The sequence below is a fragment of the Mucilaginibacter sp. P4_C11 genome (genome assembly GCF_056402115.1).
Map to the genome: position 1 here is coordinate 1 of NZ_JBFUIA010000037.1, position 24,025 is coordinate 24,025.

The 24,025-nt window shown below is 41.5% G+C and carries 18 protein-coding genes; 8 read left to right on the forward strand and 10 right to left on the reverse strand.

The window, feature by feature from the left end:
• Positions 1-229: 229 nt before the first annotated feature.
• From AC1DU2_RS25935 to AC1DU2_RS25945, 3 genes are all read right to left on the reverse strand, one after another.
• The gene (locus AC1DU2_RS25935) at positions 230-829 is read right to left on the reverse strand and encodes a GIN domain-containing protein (protein WP_477388005.1); all 600 of its coding nucleotides are present in this window, start codon (positions 827-829) and stop codon (positions 230-232) included.
• 269 nt (positions 830-1,098) lie between these two features.
• Entirely contained in the window at positions 1,099-2,991 is a 1,893-nt protein-coding gene (locus tag AC1DU2_RS25940) for a RecQ family ATP-dependent DNA helicase (RefSeq protein ID WP_477388007.1), read from the reverse strand.
• Positions 2,992-3,131: 140 nt separating this feature from the next.
• Positions 3,132-4,301 (reverse strand): alpha/beta hydrolase-fold protein, encoded by a 1,170-nt coding sequence (locus tag AC1DU2_RS25945; protein ID WP_477388009.1) that lies wholly within the window; start codon positions 4,299-4,301, stop codon positions 3,132-3,134.
• A 394-nt stretch (positions 4,302-4,695) separates the two neighbouring features.
• Here AC1DU2_RS25945 and AC1DU2_RS25950 point away from each other — a divergent pair, with 394 nt between their 5' ends.
• From AC1DU2_RS25950 to AC1DU2_RS25960, 3 genes are all read left to right on the forward strand, one after another.
• Positions 4,696-7,599 (forward strand): SusC/RagA family TonB-linked outer membrane protein, encoded by a 2,904-nt coding sequence (locus tag AC1DU2_RS25950; RefSeq protein WP_477388011.1) that lies wholly within the window; start codon positions 4,696-4,698, stop codon positions 7,597-7,599.
• 19 nt (positions 7,600-7,618) lie between these two features.
• Entirely contained in the window at positions 7,619-9,214 is a 1,596-nt protein-coding gene (locus tag AC1DU2_RS25955; RefSeq protein WP_477388013.1) for a RagB/SusD family nutrient uptake outer membrane protein, read from the forward strand.
• A gap of 78 nt (positions 9,215-9,292) precedes the next feature.
• Positions 9,293-10,318, forward strand: a complete 1,026-nt coding sequence (locus AC1DU2_RS25960) for a SusE domain-containing protein (protein ID WP_477365941.1) — start codon at positions 9,293-9,295, stop codon at positions 10,316-10,318.
• A gap of 229 nt (positions 10,319-10,547) precedes the next feature.
• Here the strand turns inward: AC1DU2_RS25960 and AC1DU2_RS25965 are convergent, their stop codons facing one another.
• Positions 10,548-11,834, reverse strand: coding sequence for a citrate synthase (locus AC1DU2_RS25965; protein ID WP_477365944.1), 1,287 nt, complete (start codon positions 11,832-11,834; stop codon positions 10,548-10,550).
• A 153-nt stretch (positions 11,835-11,987) separates the two neighbouring features.
• Between AC1DU2_RS25965 and AC1DU2_RS25970 the strand changes: the two genes are divergently transcribed.
• A complete protein-coding gene (locus AC1DU2_RS25970) occupies positions 11,988-15,215 on the forward strand; it encodes a PAS domain-containing hybrid sensor histidine kinase/response regulator (protein WP_477388015.1) in 3,228 nt (1,075 codons plus the stop codon).
• A gap of 9 nt (positions 15,216-15,224) precedes the next feature.
• Here the strand turns inward: AC1DU2_RS25970 and AC1DU2_RS25975 are convergent, their stop codons facing one another.
• Entirely contained in the window at positions 15,225-15,752 is a 528-nt protein-coding gene (locus AC1DU2_RS25975) for a DUF3347 domain-containing protein (protein ID WP_477388017.1), read from the reverse strand.
• Between the two features lie 8 nt (positions 15,753-15,760).
• Positions 15,761-17,008: an ABC transporter permease gene (locus AC1DU2_RS25980; RefSeq protein WP_477365953.1), complete on the reverse strand. Its 1,248-nt coding sequence runs from the start codon at positions 17,006-17,008 to the stop codon at positions 15,761-15,763.
• Between the two features lie 238 nt (positions 17,009-17,246).
• Between AC1DU2_RS25980 and queA the strand changes: the two genes are divergently transcribed.
• Both queA and AC1DU2_RS25990 read left to right on the forward strand, forming a co-directional pair.
• Positions 17,247-18,296 carry a tRNA preQ1(34) S-adenosylmethionine ribosyltransferase-isomerase QueA gene (queA, locus tag AC1DU2_RS25985; protein ID WP_090652026.1) on the forward strand — a complete coding sequence of 350 codons (1,050 nt, stop codon included), beginning with the start codon at positions 17,247-17,249 and terminating at the stop codon, positions 18,294-18,296.
• Positions 18,297-18,610: 314 nt separating this feature from the next.
• Positions 18,611-19,330: a 2-C-methyl-D-erythritol 4-phosphate cytidylyltransferase gene (locus tag AC1DU2_RS25990; RefSeq protein WP_477365956.1), complete on the forward strand. Its 720-nt coding sequence runs from the start codon at positions 18,611-18,613 to the stop codon at positions 19,328-19,330.
• Between the two features lie 37 nt (positions 19,331-19,367).
• Here the strand turns inward: AC1DU2_RS25990 and AC1DU2_RS25995 are convergent, their stop codons facing one another.
• The 3 genes from AC1DU2_RS25995 to AC1DU2_RS26005 form a co-directional block, all read right to left on the reverse strand.
• Positions 19,368-19,517 carry a lmo0937 family membrane protein gene (locus tag AC1DU2_RS25995; RefSeq protein ID WP_110585189.1) on the reverse strand — a complete coding sequence of 50 codons (150 nt, stop codon included), beginning with the start codon at positions 19,515-19,517 and terminating at the stop codon, positions 19,368-19,370.
• A gap of 105 nt (positions 19,518-19,622) precedes the next feature.
• Positions 19,623-19,844, reverse strand: a complete 222-nt coding sequence (locus AC1DU2_RS26000) for a DUF2795 domain-containing protein (RefSeq protein ID WP_002996718.1) — start codon at positions 19,842-19,844, stop codon at positions 19,623-19,625.
• Positions 19,845-19,936: 92 nt separating this feature from the next.
• On the reverse strand, positions 19,937-20,485 hold the full coding sequence (locus tag AC1DU2_RS26005; protein ID WP_477365959.1) for a cob(I)yrinic acid a,c-diamide adenosyltransferase: 549 nt from the start codon (positions 20,483-20,485) through the stop codon (positions 19,937-19,939).
• A 182-nt stretch (positions 20,486-20,667) separates the two neighbouring features.
• On the opposite strand from AC1DU2_RS26005, the gene AC1DU2_RS26010 reads away from it, so the two are divergent.
• Positions 20,668-21,684 (forward strand): chitinase, encoded by a 1,017-nt coding sequence (locus AC1DU2_RS26010; RefSeq protein ID WP_477388020.1) that lies wholly within the window; start codon positions 20,668-20,670, stop codon positions 21,682-21,684.
• 80 nt (positions 21,685-21,764) lie between these two features.
• Positions 21,765-22,553, forward strand: coding sequence for a hypothetical protein (locus AC1DU2_RS26015; protein ID WP_477388022.1), 789 nt, complete (start codon positions 21,765-21,767; stop codon positions 22,551-22,553).
• Between the two features lie 92 nt (positions 22,554-22,645).
• Here the strand turns inward: AC1DU2_RS26015 and AC1DU2_RS26020 are convergent, their stop codons facing one another.
• Positions 22,646-23,848 (reverse strand): sensor histidine kinase, encoded by a 1,203-nt coding sequence (locus tag AC1DU2_RS26020; RefSeq protein ID WP_477388024.1) that lies wholly within the window; start codon positions 23,846-23,848, stop codon positions 22,646-22,648.
• Positions 23,849-24,025: the final 177 nt, after the last annotated feature.

Here is a 24,025-nt window from a genome sequence, read left to right on the forward strand (position 1 = left end):
TTGGTCATTGGTCATTGGTCATTGGTCATTGGTCATTGGTCATTGGTCATTGGTCATTGGTCATTGGTCATTGGTCATTGGTCATTGGTCATTGGTCATTGGTCATTGGTCATTGGAACGCGGGCATGCCGGGCAAAAGCTTAAGCTACAATAAAAAAGTTCATCGGCCCTGACTGGTAATTCAACCAGACAAGACCAATGAACTAATGAACCAGTGAACCAATGAACATTATAGGCCAGCATATTCGGCGGCTTTAGCTGGTGCACCGGTTAATTTATCGGTAGCAGTTTCGGTTACCAGGTATGTTCTGTTAACGCTTGATGCTATGTTGTGTACAAGACTGTATTCGGTTACATTGCCACTTAAATTTGCTTTTGAACGATCATTCATGGTAACGCGGGTGCTGTAAGCGTCTAATTTTAAATCGGCAGATGCGTTGTTGTATAATTTAACATCGAGCTCTATGGCAGATAGGTTTCCGAAAGATTTAATTTCGGCATTATCATAAGCAGTTATTGAAGATAGCTCTTTTGCAGTAACCCAAACAACCAATTTTTCGGTTTTGTATGATGAAATTCTCAATACACCTTTTTTTGATTGTACCAAAGCACTTTCGGTATAATATTGGTTGTAAACCTTTACCTGGTCGGCTGCGCCGGTAGTAACGTATACCTGTACGTTACCGTAAACTTCTATTTTATTGATGTTGCTGATATCTGTTAAAACCACGCCTTTATTGTTGCTGTTATCTACAGCTGCGTAAGTTGAATTTGTGATGCCCAATACGGTAACTATTACTGTAAAAATGGCTATTAAGTTAGTTTTCATGGTATTAATATTTTGATTGTCAAGTAATTATTTTTGTTATTTTTTAAATACACCTATATGACGATCTCCAATAAAAATCGTTACAGCCGTTTCCGGTGTATTAGTTGTACGCAGGTTTTTTGTCGGTGAAGTGTATAATTTACACGGTGAATTGTGGGAGAATTTTTGTTACCAGGAGCGAGTTTCGAGTACCTGGTCGCAGAAATTTACATGATGACTAATGACAGCGCAGCAAATGACCAATGACAGCGAAGCGAAATGACCAATGACTATAAGTAATACTTCTCGCCGTCTGTTTTTATTTTCCCGGCATCAAGCAGCAGGCGGATGGTTTCAATTTTATCTTTTTCGGTACCGATGTTGATGGTAGTTATCAATGTGCCGATATCGGGGGTTGAGATGCTGAGCAGTTGTACAACCTCGTTGGTAATGTTGTCAAAAAGTTCATCTTCGTTTTTGTGGCGCTTTTCGTCAAGGCAAACATCGCAGATGCCACATTTGCGGGCGTTGGGCTCATCAAAGTAAGCCAGCAACATTTGGCTGCGGCACTGTTTATGAACAGCGTACGCAAAAACCGCCTCCATTTTTTGGCGATAGGTTTCCTTACGCTCCTGGATGTAGTTTTTATTGATAAACAGCCTGTTTGATTGCTGCCGTGCTTTTAAATAAGTAACCTGTGGCTTATCTGTTTGCTGCAGGTAGCTTATTAAGCCAAACTGCTGCAGCTGTAACAACCCTTCAACAACCTGCTGAACGCTTAATGTTGTACGTCTTGACAGGTCATATTCCTTTATTTTAACATAATTTTCAAAGGCGCCACCGTACGACCGCAACAGCGTTTTAATAAAGGGGTCCCAACCGGCATTCTGGATCTGGAAATTGTACAGCACCTCGTTAACCACCTCAAACCTGAACCGCGATGGCAGAAAAACACTTTCATTGAACGACAGATACTCGTCTTTTTCCAAAAACTTTAGGGCATTTAGCGTTTTTATAGCATCCAGCTTAAAACGGCTGCAAAAGGCACCCAGGTCCAAATCAAAGCTGAGGCCTTCGCCTGCATCGTATGCCAGTTGATAGTAGTTGGCCAGGCAATGGTAAACGTGCTTTATTTCATCAACAGTTGGAAAATTAAGTTCAAACAACTTTTCCTGCCGCAGCCTGTCGGCATGCGTATATAGTAATACGCCATAAGCCTTTTGCCCGTCGCGGCCTCCCCTGCCGGCTTCCTGGTAATAGGCTTCCAGGCTTTCGGGCATATCCTTATGAATAACAAACCTAACGTCGGGCTTGTCAATACCCATCCCAAAAGCGTTGGTGGCTACAATTACCCGCGTACGGTTATTTTTCCAGTCTTCCTGGCGGTCAGCCCGTTCGTCCATGGGCAGGCCGGCGTGGTAAAAATCGGCCTTGATGCCATTTTCGTTGTAATACCTGGCAATTTCGGCGGTATCCTTGCGGCTGCGTACATAAACAATACCGCTGCCTTTAACCCCTTTGGCAATATCCAGCATCCGCCTGAATTTATTTTCGGCATCCTGAACAACATAGCTGATATTGCTGCGCTCAAAACTTTGCTGGTAGATAACAGGATTTTTAAATTGCAGCTTATCCTGGATATCCTGTTTAACATCAGCCGTGGCCGTTGCGGTAAGGGCAAGCACAGGCACATTGGGATGCAATTGGCGTAAATCGGCAATGTGCAGGTACGGGGGGCGAAAATCATAGCCCCATTGCGAGATACAGTGCGCTTCGTCAACCGCTATCAGGTTAACCTTCATGTATTTTATCCGTTCCTGAACCAGCTCCGATAACAGCCGCTCGGGCGATAGATATAAAAATTTAACGGTGCCATAAATACAATTATCCAGTGCCAGGTCAATCTCGCGCCTGCCCATGCCCGATACGATGGCTACGGCATTAATACCCTTATCTTTCAGGTTTTCAACCTGGTCTTTCATTAGGGCAATCAGTGGAGATATGACGATGCAAACACCCTCCTTGGCTAACGCGGGTACCTGGAAGCAAACAGATTTACCCCCGCCTGTAGGTAGCAAGGCCAAAGTATCATGACCTAATAAAACAGACTTGATGATCTCGGCCTGCATCGGCCTGAAATGATCATGGTTCCAGTACTGTTTTAATATTTCTTCTATGGTCATGTGTTGAGTCGGAGAGTCCGTAAGTCAGCAAAGTCCGAAAGTCCGGAAAGTCCGAAAGATAATAAATGTCGGTCAGGTACAATGTCGTGGTTTACAAAAAAAGTAAAAATTGCCAGATATCCCGAACCTTAGATCTGAGGCTACTTCCGGACTTTCCCGACTTTCGGACTTTCCCACTCTATCAACCAATTATAAAATACCGGCCAATCGCCGTGCCATTGTTTTTCGTTGTGGCTGGCACCTTTGATGATAGTTACGGGGGCGTTTTCGGGCTTAGCACCCTTATCCTTTATTATCGAGGACATTTTTTGCATATCGGCAACCATGTCTTCACTTTCGGCATCGCCGCAAACAAAATAAAAACGGGTTTTATTGCTGATAGTTTTCTGTTTAGCCAAATCGTAAATTGGAGGCGCTATCCAAAAAGCGGGCGAAAATACGCCGGCGTTGCCAAACACGCCCGGATATTTTAATGTGGCATACATTGATATCAGCCCTCCCATCGAACTGCCTGCTATTGTTGTATGTTTTGCATCGGCCATGGTTTTATAATGTGTATCAATGTAGGGTTTCAACGTTTTTGCCAGGAACTCCACATAATCATCGCCGCGTCCTTTGCCATATTTTGAGTCGTAAGGATCGTATTCGGTGATCCTGAAATCGCCGCCATGATCAATTCCCACTATGATACACTGTTTTTGTGGCGATACTTTATCCAGCAATTCGTCAATCCCCCACTCCCCATAGCCGCTGGTATAATCATCAAAAAGGTTTTGCCCGTCGTGCATATAAATAACCGGGTACCTTTTTTTCGATGAAGTATAATTTACAGGCAGGTAAATCCAAATGCGGCGTTTCCTGTTCAGCTGTGGCATCACAAATTTATCGCTGATAATATGCACCTGTGCGGTAGCTGTATGTTTCTTTTCCGCAGGGGCAAAATTATCCTGCCAGGCGGCAACATCTAAAACTATCGTGGTATCGCCGGTAATTATAAGGCTGCGGTTATCGGCCGGCTTGCCGGTTACAGTGCATTCCACTTTATCCCAGCTGCCGCGGGTTATTTTGTAGTTATAAATACCTTTAGGCATCGTTGTTAAAAGCTGGTAGCCTCCATTGCCATCCGGAATCAGTTTCCAGGCGCTATCGGCCGGGTTCCAACCATTAAAATTACCTGCCAAAAACAGGGCTTCGGATGAGCCTTTCAAGAGTGCTATTTTACCCGTTTTGAAGGCTGTTTTTACCTGCCCGAAAAGCAAAAAAGTTTGGGCAAAAACCCAAAACGCGCAGAAAAATATTTTTTTTATCATTATTAATTGTTTTATTGACAATTGTTTTCCGGGAACGTTCCCGGAAAATCGTTACATATTAGTAAAATTGCCCATTGTGTAATTATGACACTTAGTTTTGAGCAAATCTTAGCCAGTTTGCAAATTTCCCACAAAAAAAGGTGAAAAGTGTTAAAAGTTCTCCCCTGTTTAATGTTTCATTAAAGTTAACTATACCTTAATTAATCCGGTCAAAATTATCTTTTGTATAAAATTTGCTTTTATTATTTCTAAATGTAAATTAGTCGCGTGCTGTTTCAGCAAAATTATCAGACCAATTTAACACCGGCTAATTAAGCCATTTTATTCACAAAAACCCAAAAAGTAAATGAGAAAAAATTACTCAAAAAAGTACGTTCTTCTTTGTGCCTTCCTAATGATGTCAGTAATGGCATTTGCCCAAACAGGAAGCATCAGAGGTAAGGTATTTGACGAAACCAACGCACCCCTGCCTGGTGCTGCCGTTACTATTGATGGCACAACCATTGGTGCAACTACCGATGGTAATGGTAGCTACACTATTACCGGCGTTAAAACCGGGAACGTTACCGTAATCGCTAAATTTTTAGGTTATGTGGCTTTAAGGAAAGCTGTAACAGTAGGTAATACAGCTATCGAGGTTAACTTTTCATTAAAACCCGACAATCAAAATCTTAACGAAGTGGTTGTAGTAGGTTACGGTACCCAAAAGAAGAAAGATCTTACTGGTTCGGTAACTTCAATTTCGGCCAGGGATTTTAACCAGGGCCCTGTAACCACACCCGAGCAATTAATTATGGGTAAGGTATCGGGTGTACAAATTACCTCAAACAGTGGCGCACCTGGTTCTGGTAGTACTATCCGTATTCGTGGCGGCGCTTCATTAAACGCGTCAAATAGTCCATTGATCGTGGTTGACGGTATTCCGTTGAGCAATGTCGGCATCAGCGGTGTAGCTGATCCTTTAAGCCTGATCAACCCTAATGACATCGAATCATATAATATCCTTAAGGATGCATCTGCAACGGCTATTTACGGTTCACGTGCATCAAACGGTGTAATTCTCATCACTACCAAAAAAGGTAAAGGCGATAAAGATGTACACATCAATTTTGATTCAAAAACCGCGCTTTCAAAAATAACCAAAGAAGTAAGCGTGCTGACAGCCGATCAGTTCCGTACTGCGGTTAAAGCCCAAAGCCCCGGCCAGGCCAACTTATTGGGTACCGCTAATACCGATTGGCAAAGCCTTATTTACCACCAGGCCTATACCTATGATAATAACTTAAGCATTACCGGTGGTATAAAAGGTGTGCCATACCGTTTATCTATCGGTTATTTAGACCAGGATGGTATTGTTAAAACAGATAACCTGAAAAGGACAACAGCATCATTTAACATTAACCACGACTTTTTACATGGTAGCTTAAAAGTAGATTTGAGCTTAAAAGGTTCGGTAACTGATAGCCATTTTGCTGCCGGTGCTATTGGTAACGCCATTGGCTTCGACCCTACCCAACCAGTTTACTCAAATGATAAAACAAAATTTGGGGGCTATTTTGAATGGTTGGACAGCAGTGGCAACCCTAACACACTTGCCCCCCGCAACCCTGTGGGCTTACTTAACGAGCAAGATGCTAAAGGTAAAGCTAAACGTGGTATTGGAACATTGTCGTTAACTTATGTGTTCCCATTCCTGAAGGAATTACAAGCTAACGCTACTTTTGGCGGCGACTTATCTGACGGTGATGGCTACACATTTATCCCCGCAACAGCTGCATCCAACTTTACCCAGGGTGGTTCGTACTCGAAATATTTTAACGAGAATTATACCTACAATACCGATTATTACTTAAAGTATTCAAAAGACTTTAAAGAAATAAACAGCCATTTTGATTTGCAGGCTGGCTATTCGTATCAGTACTTCAACAACTATTACAGGTCCAGTCAACAATACAAAGCCGATAAAACTACTCCTGTTGGTACCCCAAGCCTGCCCGGTTATGGCCAGTATTACATCGAATCGCCTTTTGCACGTTTAAACTATTCACTTAATGATAGGTATTTGTTAACAGCAAGCATCAGGGACGACCGTTCGTCACGTTTTTCGGAACTGCACCGTAATGGTTATTTCCCATCGGTTGCCTTTGCATGGCGCGCTAAAGAAGAGTCTTTCTTAAAATCAGTTGACGTTTTATCTGACCTGAAATTCAGGGTGAGTTATGGTATTACAGGTCAGCAGGATCTTGGTGCCGATTACTTCCCTTACTTGGCCGTATATGATCCAAGCAACGCTGCCGCCCAATATCAATTTGGCAACTCATTTGTAAATACCTTACGTGCCGATAGGTATAACATTAATATTAAATGGGAACAAACTGCCACCGTTAACGCAGGCTTTGATTATGGTTTCCTTAACGGCAGGATTAACGGCAGCATAGATCTTTATAACAAGAAAACAAAAGACCTTTTAGTTTATACTTCTGTACCTGCAGGTACCAACTTAAGCAACTTTATAAATGCTAATATTGGTAATCTTACTACAAAGGGTATTGATTTCAACATCAACTTTATAGCTATCGATAAAAAGGATGTTAACTGGACAATTGGTTACAACATTTCCCTTAACCAACGTAAAATAACCAACATTTCATTAACCGGAGATCCTAACCAAAAAATTGCCATAACTAATATCCCTGGTGGTGTTGGAAACACAATCGGCTTGGAAAAAGCTGGTGAAAACCCAAGTACCTTTTACGTATATCAACAAGTATACGACCAAAATGGCCTGCCATTGGAGGGTGTATATGTTGACAGAAATAAAAATGGATCAAGTGTAGATGATAAATACCTTTATAAACAAGCCGATCCAAAAGTATTTATGGGGCTTAACTCCAACTTCACCTATAAAAAATGGAATGCAGGCTTCAGTGTACGTGCCAACCTGGGCAACTATTTATACAACGCGCAATCTGCAGCCAATGGCGCTTACGCCGGCATAAAGTTCTCGGGCTACCTGGGTAACCTGCCGTCAAGCGTGTTGCAAACTCAATTTCAACAATACCAGCTTTACTCTGACTATTACGTAGAAAACGCCTCGTTCCTGCGTATGGATTATGCAACCTTAGGTTATACATTTGGAACAGTAGGCAAACACAACCTTAGGGCTTCATTCAACGTATCTAATGTATTTGTAGTAACCAAATACAAAGGCCTTGACCCGGAAGTAAACGGTGGCGTTGACAATAACTTCTATCCACGTCCAAGAGTTTATACACTTGGTTTAAACCTGAGCTTATAATTTGTTAAGATATTAAGATATGAGAAAAAGAAATTTAACATGGCTGATGGCGATCATAGTGATAGCTACATCAGTTACTGTAACATCCTGTAAGAAGGACCTTACTCCAAAAGGAGCGGTAACCACAGATAAAATATATGCCGACTTTTCAAACTATAAAGGTGTTTTAGCTAAACTGTACTCGTCCTTTGCCTTGAGCGGCCAGGCAGGCCCGGCAGGTAATCCGGATATTTCGGGTATCGACGAAGGCTTCGGCAACTACCTGCGCGAGTACTATAACATGCAGGAGTTAACCACAGATGAGGCAGCTATTGTTTGGAACGATGGTACCATCCATAGTCTACACAACATGACCTGGAATTCCGGAAACGAATTCATCACAGCCATGTACAACCGTATATTTTATGTGGTATCATTAAACAACGAATTTATACGCCAAACTACTGATGCTAAATTGGCCAGCAACGGCATTACCGGCGATAACCTTGCAAAAGCAAAACAGTACCGCGCAGAAGCCCGCTTTTTAAGGGCATTGGCTTACTGGCATGCAATTGACCTTTTTGGCTCAGTACCGTTTGTAACCGAGAACGACCCTGTAGGTGTATTTTTCCCTAAACAAAAATCGCGTGCTGAAATTTTTGCTTACATAGAAAGTGAATTAAAGGCTGCCGAAACAGATATGGGCGCTCCACGTTTTGAATACGGACGTGCAGATCAGGCTGCTGCCGATATGTTATTGGCCAAACTTTACCTTAACGCTAAAGTTTACACCGGTACCGATAGAAGCACCGATGCCATAACCTACGCAAAAAAGGTAATTGCTGATGGCTATTCGTTAGAGCCTAATTTCAAAAACCTGTTTCTTGCTGATAACAACAAATCAAACGAAATAATTTTCCCTATAACATTTGATGGCTTGCATACAACAGGCTACGGAGGCATTACCTACCTTATACACGCTCCTGTAGGTGGTAACATGAAAGCTGCTGATTTTGGCATCAACGGCGGCTGGGCAGGTATACGTACTACTAAACAATACGTAAGCTTATTTACCGATAACAGCGGCAACACAGATAAAAGAGCTGTATTTTTTACTGATGGACAGAACCTGGAAATTAATGACGAGTATACGTTTACCGATGGTTATGCAATTCAAAAATTCAGAAACGTAACTTCCACAGGCGCAGTTGGCTCAGACATTACAGGTAACTTCCCTGATACCGATTTCCCAATGTTCCGCTTGGCCGATGCTTATTTGATTTATGCCGAAGCTGTTTTACGCGGCGGTACTGGTGGCGATTTGGTTACAGCATTAACCTATGTGAACCAAGTGCGTACAAGAGCCTACGGTGGCAGTGCAACAGGCAATATTACTGCACCACAACTTACGCTCGATTTTATTTTAAACGAAAGAGGCCGCGAGTTCCTGTTTGAAATGCACAGAAGGACAGATTTGATCCGTTTTGGCAAATTTGCCGGTGGTGATTACATCTGGGCCTGGAAAGGTGGCGTTAAAGCCGGTACAAGTGTATCTACCGATCTTAACCTGATGCCAATTCCATCAGCAGATATAGTTAACAACCCTACTTTAAAACAAAATCCGGGTTATAAATAGCATTCATTACTTACCATAAGGCACTTTGCGCCTTATGGTACTTTATAAAACATTTATTAAACAGATTAAAAGAGAAAAATGAAAAAACTTTTAACCAAAATTTTAGCAATAAGCAGCATAGGGCTGTTATTGCTATCATCCTGTAAAAAGGACGAAACCAGGGTTGTAACAACTGTTGGTAAAGCAGGAACGTTAGCTGCAACATCTACAACGCCGGTTTTATCAAGAGACATAGCAACAGATGTTGCAGTTACCTTTAGCTGGCCGGCAACGTCAATAAGCGGGTATAGCACAAAAGTTAACTATACCTTGCAAATAGACACAAAAGGGAGCAGCTTTAAATCGACCAAATTAACTGAGGTTGCCTTAACCGGAACTACCCAATCATACACAGTTGGCAGTTTAAATGCTATCTTACTTACAATGGGTTTATCATATGATAATAATACCGATTTGGAAGTTCGTGTTAAATCGGCCGTTGCAGCTAACTCTATAACTTACACCAACGTACTTACTTTAACTGTAAAACCTTACAAACTGGCAAGCTATGTTTATGTACCCGGCGCATCGCAAGGATGGAGCCCGTCAACTGCCGATAGCTTAAAATCGCCAAACAGCGATAATATTTATGATGGCCTTACCGCCTTTACCCCGGGTAATCTTGAGTTCAAAATAACGTCTAAAAAAGATTGGGATCATACCAATTATGGCGACGCCGGTGGTGGCAAGGTAAGCACTTCGGGAGGTAATTTATCTGTTCCATCAGCTGGCTTATATGCTTTACACCTGGACCTAAATGCGCTTACATTCACAGCTACCAAGCAAGTTTGGTCTGTTATTGGTGATGCGACACCAGGCGGATGGAGCGATGACACCGACTTGACCTACGATGCAAGTACAAAAACCTATTCAGGCATTGTTGCTTTGGTTAGTGGTGGTAATAAACAATTTAAATTCAGGTTTAACCATGGCTGGGATACTAACCTTGGTGGCACAACAGGCAGCCTTTCGCAAAACGGACCAAATATTGATCCTCCAGGAACCGGCAACTATAAAATAGTGCTTAATGCCAACGCAAACACCTTTACCATTACAAAACAATAAGATACTTATTTACGGTTGATTGATTTGAAAGGCCCGCCCGGTGAAAACCAGCGGGTCTTTTTAGTTCATTGGTTCACTGGTTCATTAGTTTATTGGTCCTATCCGCAGGTCATTGGCTGTATAAAAAAAGCGATTGGGGCTACCAATCGCTTTTTTGTTTATTGCTTTACGTTAGCCGTCGGGCTAAAGAAGCAGACCAATGAACCAGTGAACAAATGAACCAAAAGAACTATCGTTCTTTTATATCCTTATACTCCCGGTCGGTATCGCCGGTATAAATCTGGCGCGGGCGGCCGATGGGTTCTTTATTAGCTTTCATCTCTTTCCATTGGGCAATCCAGCCTGGTAAGCGGCCAAGGGCAAACAATACGGTAAACATTTCAGTTGGGAAACCCAATGCCCGGTAAATGATGCCCGAGTAAAAATCAACATTAGGGTACAGCTTGCGCTCAACAAAATATGGATCTTTCAGGGCAACTTCTTCCAGCTTTTTAGCTATCTCCAATACCTCGTCATTGATGCCTAATTTTTCTAATATATCATCACAAGCTTTCTTAATAATCTTAGCCCTCGGGTCGAAATTCTTATACACCCGGTGACCAAAGCCCATTAAACGGAAAGGATCGTTTTTATCCTTTGCCTTGGCTATCCATTTATCTGTATCTCCGCCATCGTTTTTAATTTTCTCCAGCATTTCTATCACCGCCTGATTGGCGCCACCGTGCAGCGGACCCCACAATGCCGAAATACCTGCCGAAATAGAGGCATATAAATTAGCATCTGATGAGCCTACAATACGCACTGTTGAGGTTGAGCAGTTTTGCTCATGATCGGCATGCAGTATCAGTAATTTGTTCATTACATCCACCACTACCCTATCAACCTTGTAATCTTCTGTACGCTCGGCAAAAGTCATGTACAGGAAATTGGTCACGTAGTCGTATTTGTTTTGAGGATAAACAACTGGATGGCCTAACGATTTTTTGTAGATCCATGAAACTACGGTACTCATTTTGGCCAGCAGTTTTATGATTTCGAGGTTTACTTCCTCGGCAGATAAACCGGCTTTTAATGATTCCGGGTTAAAAGCAGCCAATGCGCCAATTAACGACGACAACTGGCCCATAGGATGTGATTTTGACGGAAAGCCATCAAAAAACTTTTTCATATCCTCATGAACCAGGGTATGGCGGCTTATCTGGTATTGAAAATCGGTTAACTCCTGTTCTTTAGGTAATTCGCCATATATCAAAAGGTAGGCTACCTCAATAAAACTGGCATTCTCGGCCAGTTGCTCTATAGAGTAGCCACGATATTTAAGGATGCCTTTTTCACCATCCAAAAAAGTAATAGCGCTTTTGGTAGCACCTGTATTTTTGTAGCCGATATCCAGCGTTACGTAACCGCTTTGATCTCTTAGTTTTGAAATATCTATCGCTTTTTCGCCTTCTGTACCCTCAATTACCGGGAGTTCAAATGTTTTATCACCAATTTTTAGCTGTGCTGTTTCCGACATAGAAATTTTTGTATCTGCAACAAATGTAATTAAATCTGCGTATTAATACCCGCTAAGATAATTTACTATTTGTAAATTTTTAACTGCAAAATTATTAAATTACCCCTCTTTTGCTAAGTAATATTGTCCTGAATCATTAAAAAGTATTCGTTAATGTCGTTGAAAGTTAAAACAGTATTAATAATCCAAAACGACGAAACAATTTACCGGTTATTGCTCATCGGCTTATTTATTGCAAGCCCTTCGCTACACTATCTTTGTTATTATAACTCATATGACCCTATTTGGTTGAGGCTTATTAATAGTTTTTTGTGCATTGTTTCACTTGGCCGGTCTTTTGGCACCAACAAAGCCGTTTACAATACAAGTACTTACATCACAATTTTCTCCTTTCTGATCATTAACAATTACTTTTTATTAAGTATAAACGGGTTTGAGCATGCGTACCTTTTTAGTTCTATAACCATTTTTATAGCACTCACACTGTTTTGTAAAAAAGGCTGGGAGTTTGTTGCTATATGCGGGCTTAACCTGCTGGTAATTATAACCGCTTACGCTAATGCCCCGCGGCTAAATATTTCCCTTCCTGTGCTGGTGGTGCTTATTATCATTTTTACCATTATAGCTTACGTATCTTTTCTTGTTGTTAAGGCGTATCAATACCGGCTGAAAAACGCGGTGGATAAAATGGTTAATCTTAATAATAACCTTCACTCGCTTATAGGCTCTTTTAATGATATGGTATTTGAGTTTGATGAGACCAGGCTTTGTCTTAATGTATGGTATAACGAACTGATTGAACGGTCGGCCGATCCAAAAGCAATTGTTGGCAAGCGACTTGAAGAGGCACTGCCACCCGATAGAGCAAAAAAGTATATTGATTGCCTTGATTACGTGATAGCAAACCGTTTACCTATGTCTATTGAATTTGTATCCGATTACGGCACAAACCAATGGTTCAGGTGTAATATGATGCCTATTTATGAGCGTAATGGAAATTATACCGGGCGAATATCTGCCGCATTGATTGATATATCTGAGCAAAAGAAAAACGCAGACGCATTGAAGGCCAACGAGGCACTGTTGCTTGAGGCGCAGGCTATATCAAAAACCGGTAACTGGTGGTATGATAGCGTCACAAGTGAAACCTATTGGTCAGATAATTTATTCAGTCTCCTCGAGATTGACAGCATCCCTGCCAACATCAGCAAATTTCATTATTATATCAGCCTCATTCATCCCGACGACCGCAAAAATGCCGAAGCTTACCTTTCGAGTGTTCACCACACAACGCTGGCGCAGTTTGAGCATAAGTTTATTACACCAAAAGGCACCGTAAAATACATCAAAATCATCCGCGGTAACCTGTTGCAGGCCGATGATGGCAGCAGTAAAAGAATTTTTGGGGTGCTACAGGATATTACCGAAGCTAAATTATCCGAAAAAGCGATAAAAGTTAGCCAGGTAGAATTGATGGAAGCCCAAACCATAGCCAAAATAGGTAACTGGAAATGGAACCTGACTACAAACCTACTCAGCTGGTCGGAGGAGTTAAACATTATCCACGAAGTTTCGGCCGTTCACCTGCTCGGGTTAAAACAGATGACCTTATTATTAAAGTATGTTCATCCAAATGACAGGCATGTTTTAAAACAATTAATCAGGACACCCGAAAATTTAAAAGATATCTCGCAGGAGTACCGCATAATTACGCCCAATGGCAATGTAAGATACTTAAGTGTAATTATAGGTAAGCTGATGAGGCGCGACGATGGCAGCATTCGTAAAATCATCGGTACCTTACAGGATGTAACCGAACGCAAACAAGCCGAATTAGACTACCGGCAATCAGAAAGCAAATACAAACTGGTTTTAGAAACCATTAACCTGGCGGCAGTTACTTTAGATAAAAACGGCAACATTATATTTTGCAATAAATACCTGACCAAGCTACTTGGCTACTCCCAGGCCGAAATTGTTGGCATGAACTGGATGGATCATTTTATACCGGGCGATTTAAAAAACTTCATGCACAACTGGTTTAAAAACAATGCGGTTGAAGCCCATTTTATTAACCCCATTATATGCCGCAACGGCGAGGAACGGGTTATGAGCTGGCAAAACACCATCATTTTTGACGAAAACGGCGACCTGCGAGAAACCACCAGCATAGGCGAAGACATAACCGACCAGCAAAAAGCACGACAGGAGTTGATCTGGGCTAAAGACGTAGCCGAGAAAGCATCAAAATTCAAATCGGAGTTTTTGTCGATCATGAGCCATGAGATACGTACCCCAATGAACGCGGTTATTGGCACTACCAATTTATTACTCTCAGAAAATCCACGACCCGGGCAACTGGAGTACCTGAATACGCTAAAATTCTCGGGCGAGAACCTGCTGGCCATCATAAATGACATTTTGGATTATAATAAAATTGAGGCGGGCAAACTTGAGCTTAACAAATCGCCTTTCAACCTTCATCAATTGATCCATAAAATAAAGCAGTCTTTTCACCCCAGGGTTGCCGAAAAGCAATTATCCCTGGATGCTGTAATTGACGAAGGTATACCAGAAATGGTAACCGGTGACAACATGCGCTTAAGCCAGGTATTAAACAACCTGGTAAGCAATGCCGTGAAGTTTACACATGTAGGCGGTGTTTCCATTAAGCTGGAGAAAGAACAGATAAGCAACACGGTGGTTACCGTGAAGTTTACTGTTGCCGATACCGGGATAGGCATCAGTCCCGACAGCTTTGATATTGTTTTTGATCCGTTTATGCAGGACAAGCAGGTAATTAATAATGACTATGGCGGTACCGGCCTTGGCCTGGCCATTACCAAACGCCTGGTTGAGCTGCACAACAGCACCATATCTGTTACAAGCGAACTGGGGAAGGGCACATCCTTTATATTCGCCATTGCCTTTAATATAGCTCCAAAAACCATCGGCCATCAAGCGATGACACCTGCTGTGGCCGGGCTTACATTTAGCCTTACCGGGATGAATATATTGGTTGTTGACGACAATAAGATGAACCTGATGATTGCCACCCGCTTTTTGAGGAAGTGGAATGCCGCTGCCGACGAAGCACTAAACGGCGAGATAGCTGTAAACATGGCAAACAACAACAAATACAACCTTATTATTATGGATTTGCAGATGCCGGTAATGGATGGATTTGAAGCCACGGCTATTATCAAAAAATTACACCCCGACATCCCTATTATCGCGCTAACGGCCGATGCTATGCCCGAAACCTACAATAAAGCCCTTGAAGCGGGCATGAGCGATTACCTTACCAAACCATTTGCACCCGAAGCCTTGTTTGAAAAAGCGGCCAAATATTACAAACCTCCGGTCAACGTTAATAAATAAAAGAAGCTGCTAATTCATCTTTTCCTTAACAGATCCGCATTCTTTCATCTGTTCGGGAAAGTATGGGTTTTGTATTTTTTTATCCAACGACAGCCAGTACCCGCCGTTACCGCTATCGGCCATAGGGCAATAGTCAACATAAATGGCGGTGGTTTTTATTTTGCTTCCTTTTACCAGTGCAATCACATCGCTACTTAAGGTTAAAAAGGCAGCACGCTGATCATTAATATCATCGGTTACAGCTATTTTCCTGGTAAGGGTAGCTGTTTCTGAGCAACCTTTAATACCAATAAGTTTATTTTCAAGTACCGAAGCCGCTGCCTTAATTCCCGCTACATCCGATTTCAGGAACTGGTCTTTTAGCGCGATATAAGCAGAAAAAACATGGGCTGTATTAGCAGTATCCGCAATTTTTGCATCTACAACTTTTACAGTGGCGGTATCGGTTTTGGCAAGCTCCTGCTGCTTTGCATTTTGGTTACATGCCGATGTGGCTACCAGTGCGGCAACAACAGAAATAAGGTTTACAATTTTCATTTATTACGTTAGTTAGTCCGTATTGCTTCAACAGGGTCAAGTACCGATGCAAAATAGGCAGGAATAATCCCAGATAAAACACCTGTTATCAGCGAAAAGCTTAAGCCAGTAACAATGTTTGAAGCGCCAAGTATCACCTGTACATCAAATACCGCTTTGATACCGAATGTTAAAAAGTATACAAACAAAAGCCCTATCAACCCACCCATGAGACAAAGCGATACGGATTCGATTAAAAACTGTAATAGTATGAAATATCTTTTTGCTCCCAATGATTTTTGGATGCCTATAATGTTAGTACGCTCTTTTACCGACACAAACATGATGTTGGCTATACCAAACCCGCCAACCAGCATCGAAAATAAACCTATTATGGCTCCCCCGGTATTTAAAACTTTAAAAACGCTATCTAATTGCTGGGTTAGCATGGTGGTGCGGTTAAGCGCGAAGTTATCTTCAACCCCAGGCCTTAAACTCCTGATTGAACGCATCAGCCCCCTGATCTCGCTTTCCACATCATCTGTAGGGATGCCATCTTTGCCGCGCACAATAATTGAGGGGTGATAATTTTCGGCCTGGATATCTATCAGGTTATGGGCAAAGTTTAACGGCAAAAGCACTTCCTTATCAGTTGATATGCCCAGCATATCTTTTCCCTGTTTTGAAAATACGCCAACAACCGTAACATACCGCCCCATTACTTTTATCTGCTTGCCTACCGCATCGCCCGCCGGGAAAAGATTTTGGGCTATATCAAAACCAATATCAGTTATGGGGGCACCGGTTTTTGACTCCATATCGGTAAAATACCGGCCTTCGGCAAAATCAAAATTCCAGGTTTTATTATGATCTTGTGAGGCTGCATCTATTTGTGCGCCATCAACTGTATTACTTTTATATTTAATAGTGCGGTTATCAATACTAATTTCGTACGATAATGCTTTGGCGGTTTGGCTACGGCGAGATAGTTCATTAAAATCCTTAAGTTTTGCAACCGGCCTTTGCAGATATTTCCACCACGGAAAATCGCTGCCCCCTACCCATGGCCATTTTTCAACATAAATACTATTGTTGCCCAGCTTATTAACGCTGCTTTGCAGGTTATTTCGCAGGGTATCAACAGCCGAAAATACAGCTATAATGGTGAATATGCCTATGGTTACCCCTAATAACGAAAGCGTTGTGCGGGTTTTGTTTTGTTTTAGCGCATCAAAAGCAAACAAAAAGCTTTCCCCGAAAAGTTTTAAAAACAGCATATAAACTTATTTTGGTTTCAATGGTTAACCTTACTGCATTTGCACCGTAGCAAAAGCCAAAAAGAACAGATTTTACCCGGTTGAATGTTTTTGTTTTTTAGACGGTATTGCTGCGTTTAAGTTACAGCATTTTAATATTAAACTTAAAGGTTTATAAAATAACAACACCCTTAAAAAAATCCGTGAATTTAACAAAAAAATTCATACATTTGCGCCCTGAAAATTCATATACACAAACATGAAATTATCTCAATTTAAATTCAATTTACCAGAGTCATTAATTGCACACAATCCATCAGCTACCCGCGACGAAGCCCGTTTAATGGTATTACACAAAGATTCTGGCAAAATTGAGCATAAAATATTTAAAGACGTACTTGACTATTTTGATGATAAGGATGTAATGATCCTTAACAATACTAAAGTATTCCCTGCCCGTTTGTATGGAAATAAAGAAAAAACTGGCGCAACTATCGAAGTTTTTTTATTACGCGAGCTAAACAAAGAACTACGTTTATGGGATGTACTGGTTGATCCGGCCCGTAAAATACGCGTAGGCAATAAATTATATTTTGGCGATGACGATTTGTTAATTGCCGAAGTTGTTGACAATACCACCTCACGTGGCCGTACCATCCGCTTTTTGTTTGATGGTACCGACGAGGAATTCCGCCGCAATGTGGAGATCCTGGGCGAGACGCCGCTGCCGAAATACATTAAGCGTAAAGCTACTGCCGAAGATAAAGAACGTTATCAAACTATTTTTGCCAAACACGAAGGCGCTGTAGCTGCCCCTACTGCTGGTTTGCACTTTAGCCGCGAGCTGATGAAACGCCTTGAATTAAAAGGTGTTGATTTTGCCGAAGTTACCCTTCACGTAGGTTTAGGAACTTTCCGCCCGGTTGAGGTTGAAGATTTAACCAAACACAAAATGGATTCGGAGCAGTTTATTATCGAACAAAAACAAGCCGATATTGTAAACCGCGGTATTGAGCGCAAAGCACGTATATGTGCTGTTGGCACTACCTCGATGCGTGCCATCGAATCGGCAGTATCTGCGGGTAAAACATTAAAAGCCGCCAACGATTGGACCAGCAAGTTCATTTTCCCTCCGTACGATTTTAGCATTGCAAACTCCATGATCACCAACTTCCACACACCAGAATCAACCCTGTTGATGATGGTATCGGCATTTGGCGGTTACGAGCATGTAATGAATGCCTATGAAGTTGCCGTTAAAGAAAAATATCGCTTCTACAGCTATGGTGATGCCATGCTGATTATATAAGTCTAGATCTGAGATTTTTAGAAATGAGATATGGGACTAAAGCTCATAGCTCATTTTTTTTGTTTTAGATTTACTAAGAATTAACATCATCCTGAATTGTAAAATTCAAGGTGGCTCTGAACTGAAAAATGACAAAATAAATCTATGTCATTGCGAGGCACGAAGCAATCGCGAGCTATGCAAATTGGCTATGCTTGCCACGAGATTGCCACGCTATCGCTCGCAATGACATAAGGTATTTGCTATAGATTGTAACCAGGCCTGTGTTCGCCGATTTTTTAACAGGCATAACGATTAAAAGAAATTAAGCACCGATGACCGACGCTAATCTCAAATCTCCTATCTCACATCCCACATCTAAGTATGTTATTATAGTAGCCGGCGGCTCGGGTACCCGTATGCAGGCTGCGGTGCCAAAACAATTTCTTTTGGTTAACGGCCTGCCGGTAGTGATGCATACTATGCTGGCGTTTTTTAATTCGGGCGTGAACCCCGATATCGTACTTGTGCTTCATCCCGATTTTCATGCATATTGGCATGAGTTGTGCAAAAAACACAGTTTCAGCATACCCCACCTATTGGTTGCCGGTGGCGAAACGCGCTTTCATTCTGTAAAATACGGATTGAGCGCCATTGAAGGCAACGACGACGCTTTGGTTGCCGTGCACGACGCTGTGCGACCGCTCACCAGCGCCTTCGTTATCCAAACATCATATAATCATGCCGGCGAACACGGCAATGCGGTAACGGCCGTTAAAAGCCGCGATTCGGTAAGGCAGGGCAATGCCGATAAATCGGTAAGTTTATTGCGGGATGAAGTTTACCTGGTGCAAACGCCCCAGACTTTTAAAGCCGGTTTATTAAGAAAAGCTTATGAACAAGCCTTCAGCCCCAAATTTACCGATGATGCCAGCGTTGTTGAACAAACTGGTATTGATATCCAACTTACCGGGGGCAGTCATGAAAACATCAAAATTACGTTTCCCGAAGATATAGCAATTGCAGAATTGCTGTTGAATAAAAAAAGCCATTAACCTTGTCGGCTAATGGCTTTTTATTTGCCTAAGGTTGTTATGCTCTTCGGATAACGCCTAAAAGCACAGCTATAATAGCTATAACCAAAAGGATGTGAATTAAGCCACCGCCAAATGGGTGAATAAATGCTCCGAATAGCCATCCTATTACCAGGATAACCGCGATGATGTACAATAAGCCTCTCATTTTTGTATGTTTTTAAAGTGATAAATGTGTTAAGCTTATTACTAAAATCATTCCAAAAATGCAGGCTAAATAAAAAAGCCCCTTTCAGAGGCTTTTTTATGCTGATTAGTATTCGTCTTCGTTAAAAAAGAAATCATCTTTGGTCGGATAATCCGGCCATATCTCTTCTATATTTTCGTACGGTTCACCATCATCTTCCAACGCCTGCAGGTTTTCAATCACCTCAACAGGGGCTCCGGAACGGATAGCATAATCAATTAATTCATCTTTTGTTGCTGGCCATGGGGCATCTTCAAGATGCGATGCAAGTTCAAGTGTCCAATACATATTTCTCTATATTTTATAATTTATCAGTAAATTAACTTTTTCGCAAAACTATAATATTTTTAAGTGGAATATCAATATTTTTTTTCACATTATCAAATTCTCGGTATCCATTGATTTTCAGGCACTTTATTATCATATCCAATTTTACGGGCCAAAGTAAACAGGTAATCGCTCAGCCTGTTCAGGTAAATATTCACTTTTTCATCTACAGTACTCCCGGTAGCCAGTTCAACAGTTATCCGCTCGGCACGCCTGCATATACATCTTGCAATATGGCAAAACGAAATGGCATTACTGCCACCTGGTAAAATAAAATGACGCAGCTCGGGCAATTGTTCATTCATGCTGTCCATTTCCTGTTCAAGCAACTCCACATCTTCCATATGCAAATCAGGTATCACCATTTTTGACCGTTCGGGATCTGCCGCCAAACAGGAGCCTATTGTAAACAATCTGTCCTGTATCTGCTTCAATATCTCCTTATCATGATCTGCAATATCCTGATCGCGAATAAGGCCAATGTACGAGTTTAGCTCATCAACAGTTCCATAGCTTTCAATCCGCAAGTGGTATTTAGCTACCCGGGTGCCGCCTATCAATGATGTAAACCCTTTATCTCCTGTTTTAGTATATATCTTCATGAATTCTTTTCGTACCCATTTCGGCCAAAGTGAATATATCACTTTTACTGGAAACAAATAGCGCAATTCCAATATTATAACACAACACTTTTGTTTAATTTTTACATATAAAATGCTTTTATAAAATGATAGCATTAAACTTGCACCTATAATATAGTCAAAACCGTTATTTAATGAAAATCATGAAATCGATCATATTATCATCTAAACTATTGTTCCTTGCCGCCAGCACCATGATTATATCATCTGTTAGCTGCGGCGGCAGCACCGGGGATAAAAAAGCTCAGAATACTGCCTCAATAGCTGCAACTGCACCTAAGGCATCCATCAGCAGTATACTTACCGAAAAACAATTCAATGATCTTTTCCCGCAGCGCGATAAATTTTATACTTATGCCGCATTTATTAAAGCGGCAGATGAATTAGGGCAGATTAAAGTAAAAATATCCCGCAGGGCTGTGTCTGTTTATCAATTTATCCGCACCAACAAAAAAACCGGCAAAGATTCCGTGGCACGCCAGGATGCCGATTGGAATGAAGAGTGGGCCAAAAAGAAACCTGACAGTGTGTTTACTGTTGACTATGGCGACTTTTGCACTGCCTCGGCAGCCGATATCAACAAAAAAGAACTCGCGGCATTTTTTGCACAAATAGCCCACGAAACGCGCCACGGTATGAACGGTAGTTATACCGACGGATTAATGCTGATACATGAAGACAATACATCAAATGTGTATGTATCCGACAGCGACGAATATCCTGCGATTAAAGGCAAAAAGTACTATGGCCGCGGCCCTATGCAATTAAGTTATAACGGAAACTATGGTTTTGCCTCGAACATTATTTTTGGTAACTCAAAAATCTTGCTCAACAACCCCGAGCTGGTGGAGCAAGATGCGGTAATAGCTTTTAAAGCTGCCATATATTTTTGGATGACACCCGAAACCCACAAACCATCGGCCCATGATGTAATGACCGGAAAATGGCAACCGACAGCTAATGATAAAGCAAATGGCCGTACCACACCGGGCTTTGGCATGACTATCAACATTGTTAACGGCGACGTAGAATGCGGCAAAGGCGATAACTTTGGAATGACAGACCGAATTGGTTTCTACCAGTTCTTTTTAAAGAAGCTTGGCATCAGCGATCCAAATTGTGCATGTTCATGCGCTACAATGAAGCCCTATAAATATTAAAACATACTTAACCATCTTTCAACGTAAATAACCGTAATAAACACAGCAGGCATATAGCTTCATAATCTTATATTTAGACTATGAAAAAGCTTGCTTTATTTTTCTTGTTAATCACAATTGTACACGTTTGCCTTGCGCAAACCGGCACCAAACCGAATAAAAGCCGCGAGGTAGTGAGAGACGCGGTCATTAAAAAAAATTTAGCCCCTCAATTTATTAGCCGGGACTTTGCCAAACTGTGGACAAAAACAACAAATCAAAACATTTATGGGTTTATAGGAGATCAATACCAACGTATTCGTATTAAATTTTTATCGGTTAAAAAGATGCTGGTAACTAATACCTATACAGTCGGAGGTAAATCAATGGTTAAAACCAACATCTGCGACTTTACCGGAACTATCGCCATAACCGATATATCTAAGCTTGAAAATATTTCCTATGGAGTCGATGACGGATATAAAAACAAAGGCATAAAGGGCCGGTTTGTAATGAAAGGAAATTACATCTTTGCCGAAACCAAAGGACAGCCTCATTCCGGCACATTTGAAGGAAGCTTCGAAACGTCTTTCTATTTAGATAAAAGCAACAATATTGTTTACGATGATATTGATTTAGATGCCGACGGCTATACCAATAATGAATTTACAGGGCACTGGAAAATGTACGATAGTAATTTTACACAACGCTGTAACTGGGGCGACTTTCGGGTACCAAATTGTGGCGATTTGGATATAGGTGCGGGCGAGTTTAGCCCCAACGATAAATACTTAAAATATGGATGGCAACCCGTTAGAGATGCTTATGTTGGCAATAAACCAAGTTCAAAACTGGCTTTAATGACAGAAAAGGCCGAATGGTGGAAATAACTACTGTTATGTTAATTTTAAACGATGAAAGGCCTTGGTTCTAGTCAAGAAAGTCCACTCGTAACTCAAGACCCAGAACTTTTAACCTAACGCTATCTTTTCAACGTAAAAGTAAAAGTAGTAAACTCATCAATAACCGAGTTAATCTTTACAGTGCCGCCTAATGCCTCAACCAGGCTTTTTACCGTACTTAAACCAACACCCGAGCCATGTTCATCAAACCTGTCTTTAATGCCCAGTGTAGTCATCGGTTCAAATATTTTAGTGTGGTTTTCCGGGGCAATGCCTATGCCGTTGTCGGTAATAGTAAAAGTGTAAAACCAGCTGTCGGCAGTAAATTCAATTTGTATAATACCCTCTGGCTTGTTGCTATAACGGATAGCGTTATTGATCAGGTTAGTCATGATCTGCTCAAACGCAACAACCGACGTTGTAATTTTAACAGGCCGCGATAATATGTTAACAGTAAAGGCAGCAGGTACATTTACCATTTTAAGCACATCGTTTAACAAGCGCACTACCTCAACTTCCTCCCTGTTCTGCATCAACACCTTACTCGATTTGGAATAGTCGAGCATCTTTTCAAGCAACGAGATCAATTTATAAGACGATGCATTAATGATATCCAGGAATTTGTTCCCTTTTTCATCAAGCTTATCTTTAAACCTATCTTTTAATACCTGCCCTGTAAGCAAAATATTGGTGAGCGGGTTACGGATATCATGAGCCGCCATTATGGCAAATTTTTCAAGATATTGATTTGATTCTTCCAGTTGGAGCCGGGTTGTGTTAAGCTCATTAACTTTCTTTTTAAGCTCAAGCTGTGCAACCACCTGGTTAGCCAGTGCTTTAAGGGCAAGTATTTGGGCGTTATTAAGCTGGCGGGCTTTATGATCAATAACGCAAAGTGTGCCCAGGGCATAGCCATCCGGATTAATAAGCGGCACACCAGTATAAAAAACAACCTGTGGGGTACCAGTTACCAGTGGATTATCGGCAAATCGTTCATCAATTTGCGCATCGGGAACAACCATTACCTTTTCAGGCTCTAAAATAGCATGGGCACAAAAAGCAAGCTCTTTAGGTGTTTGAGTAACTTCAAGACCTTTATTTGATTTAAACCATTGCCTGTCGTCATCAATTAAGCTAACCAGCGAAATAGGCGTTTGACAAATTTCAGATGCAATGAGGGTGATTTCGTCAAAACCCTGCTCAGGCAAAGTATCCAGAATTTGGTAGGAGTTTAAAGCGGCAAGGCGCTCATTTTCATTTTCCGGAACTGGGGGTTTTATCATTAAATTTTACCGATAACAAAACAGCTTCTAAGTTAAAGAAATGTTATTGCAATTAAGGGGTATTTGTATCATTAAAATTACACGTCGGCGGCGTATGCAATAAACCAACTGCAGACTTTGCATTTCCCACCCATCAAATGCAAAATATCCCGAAAGGCCAACCTCCCGGGATATTTC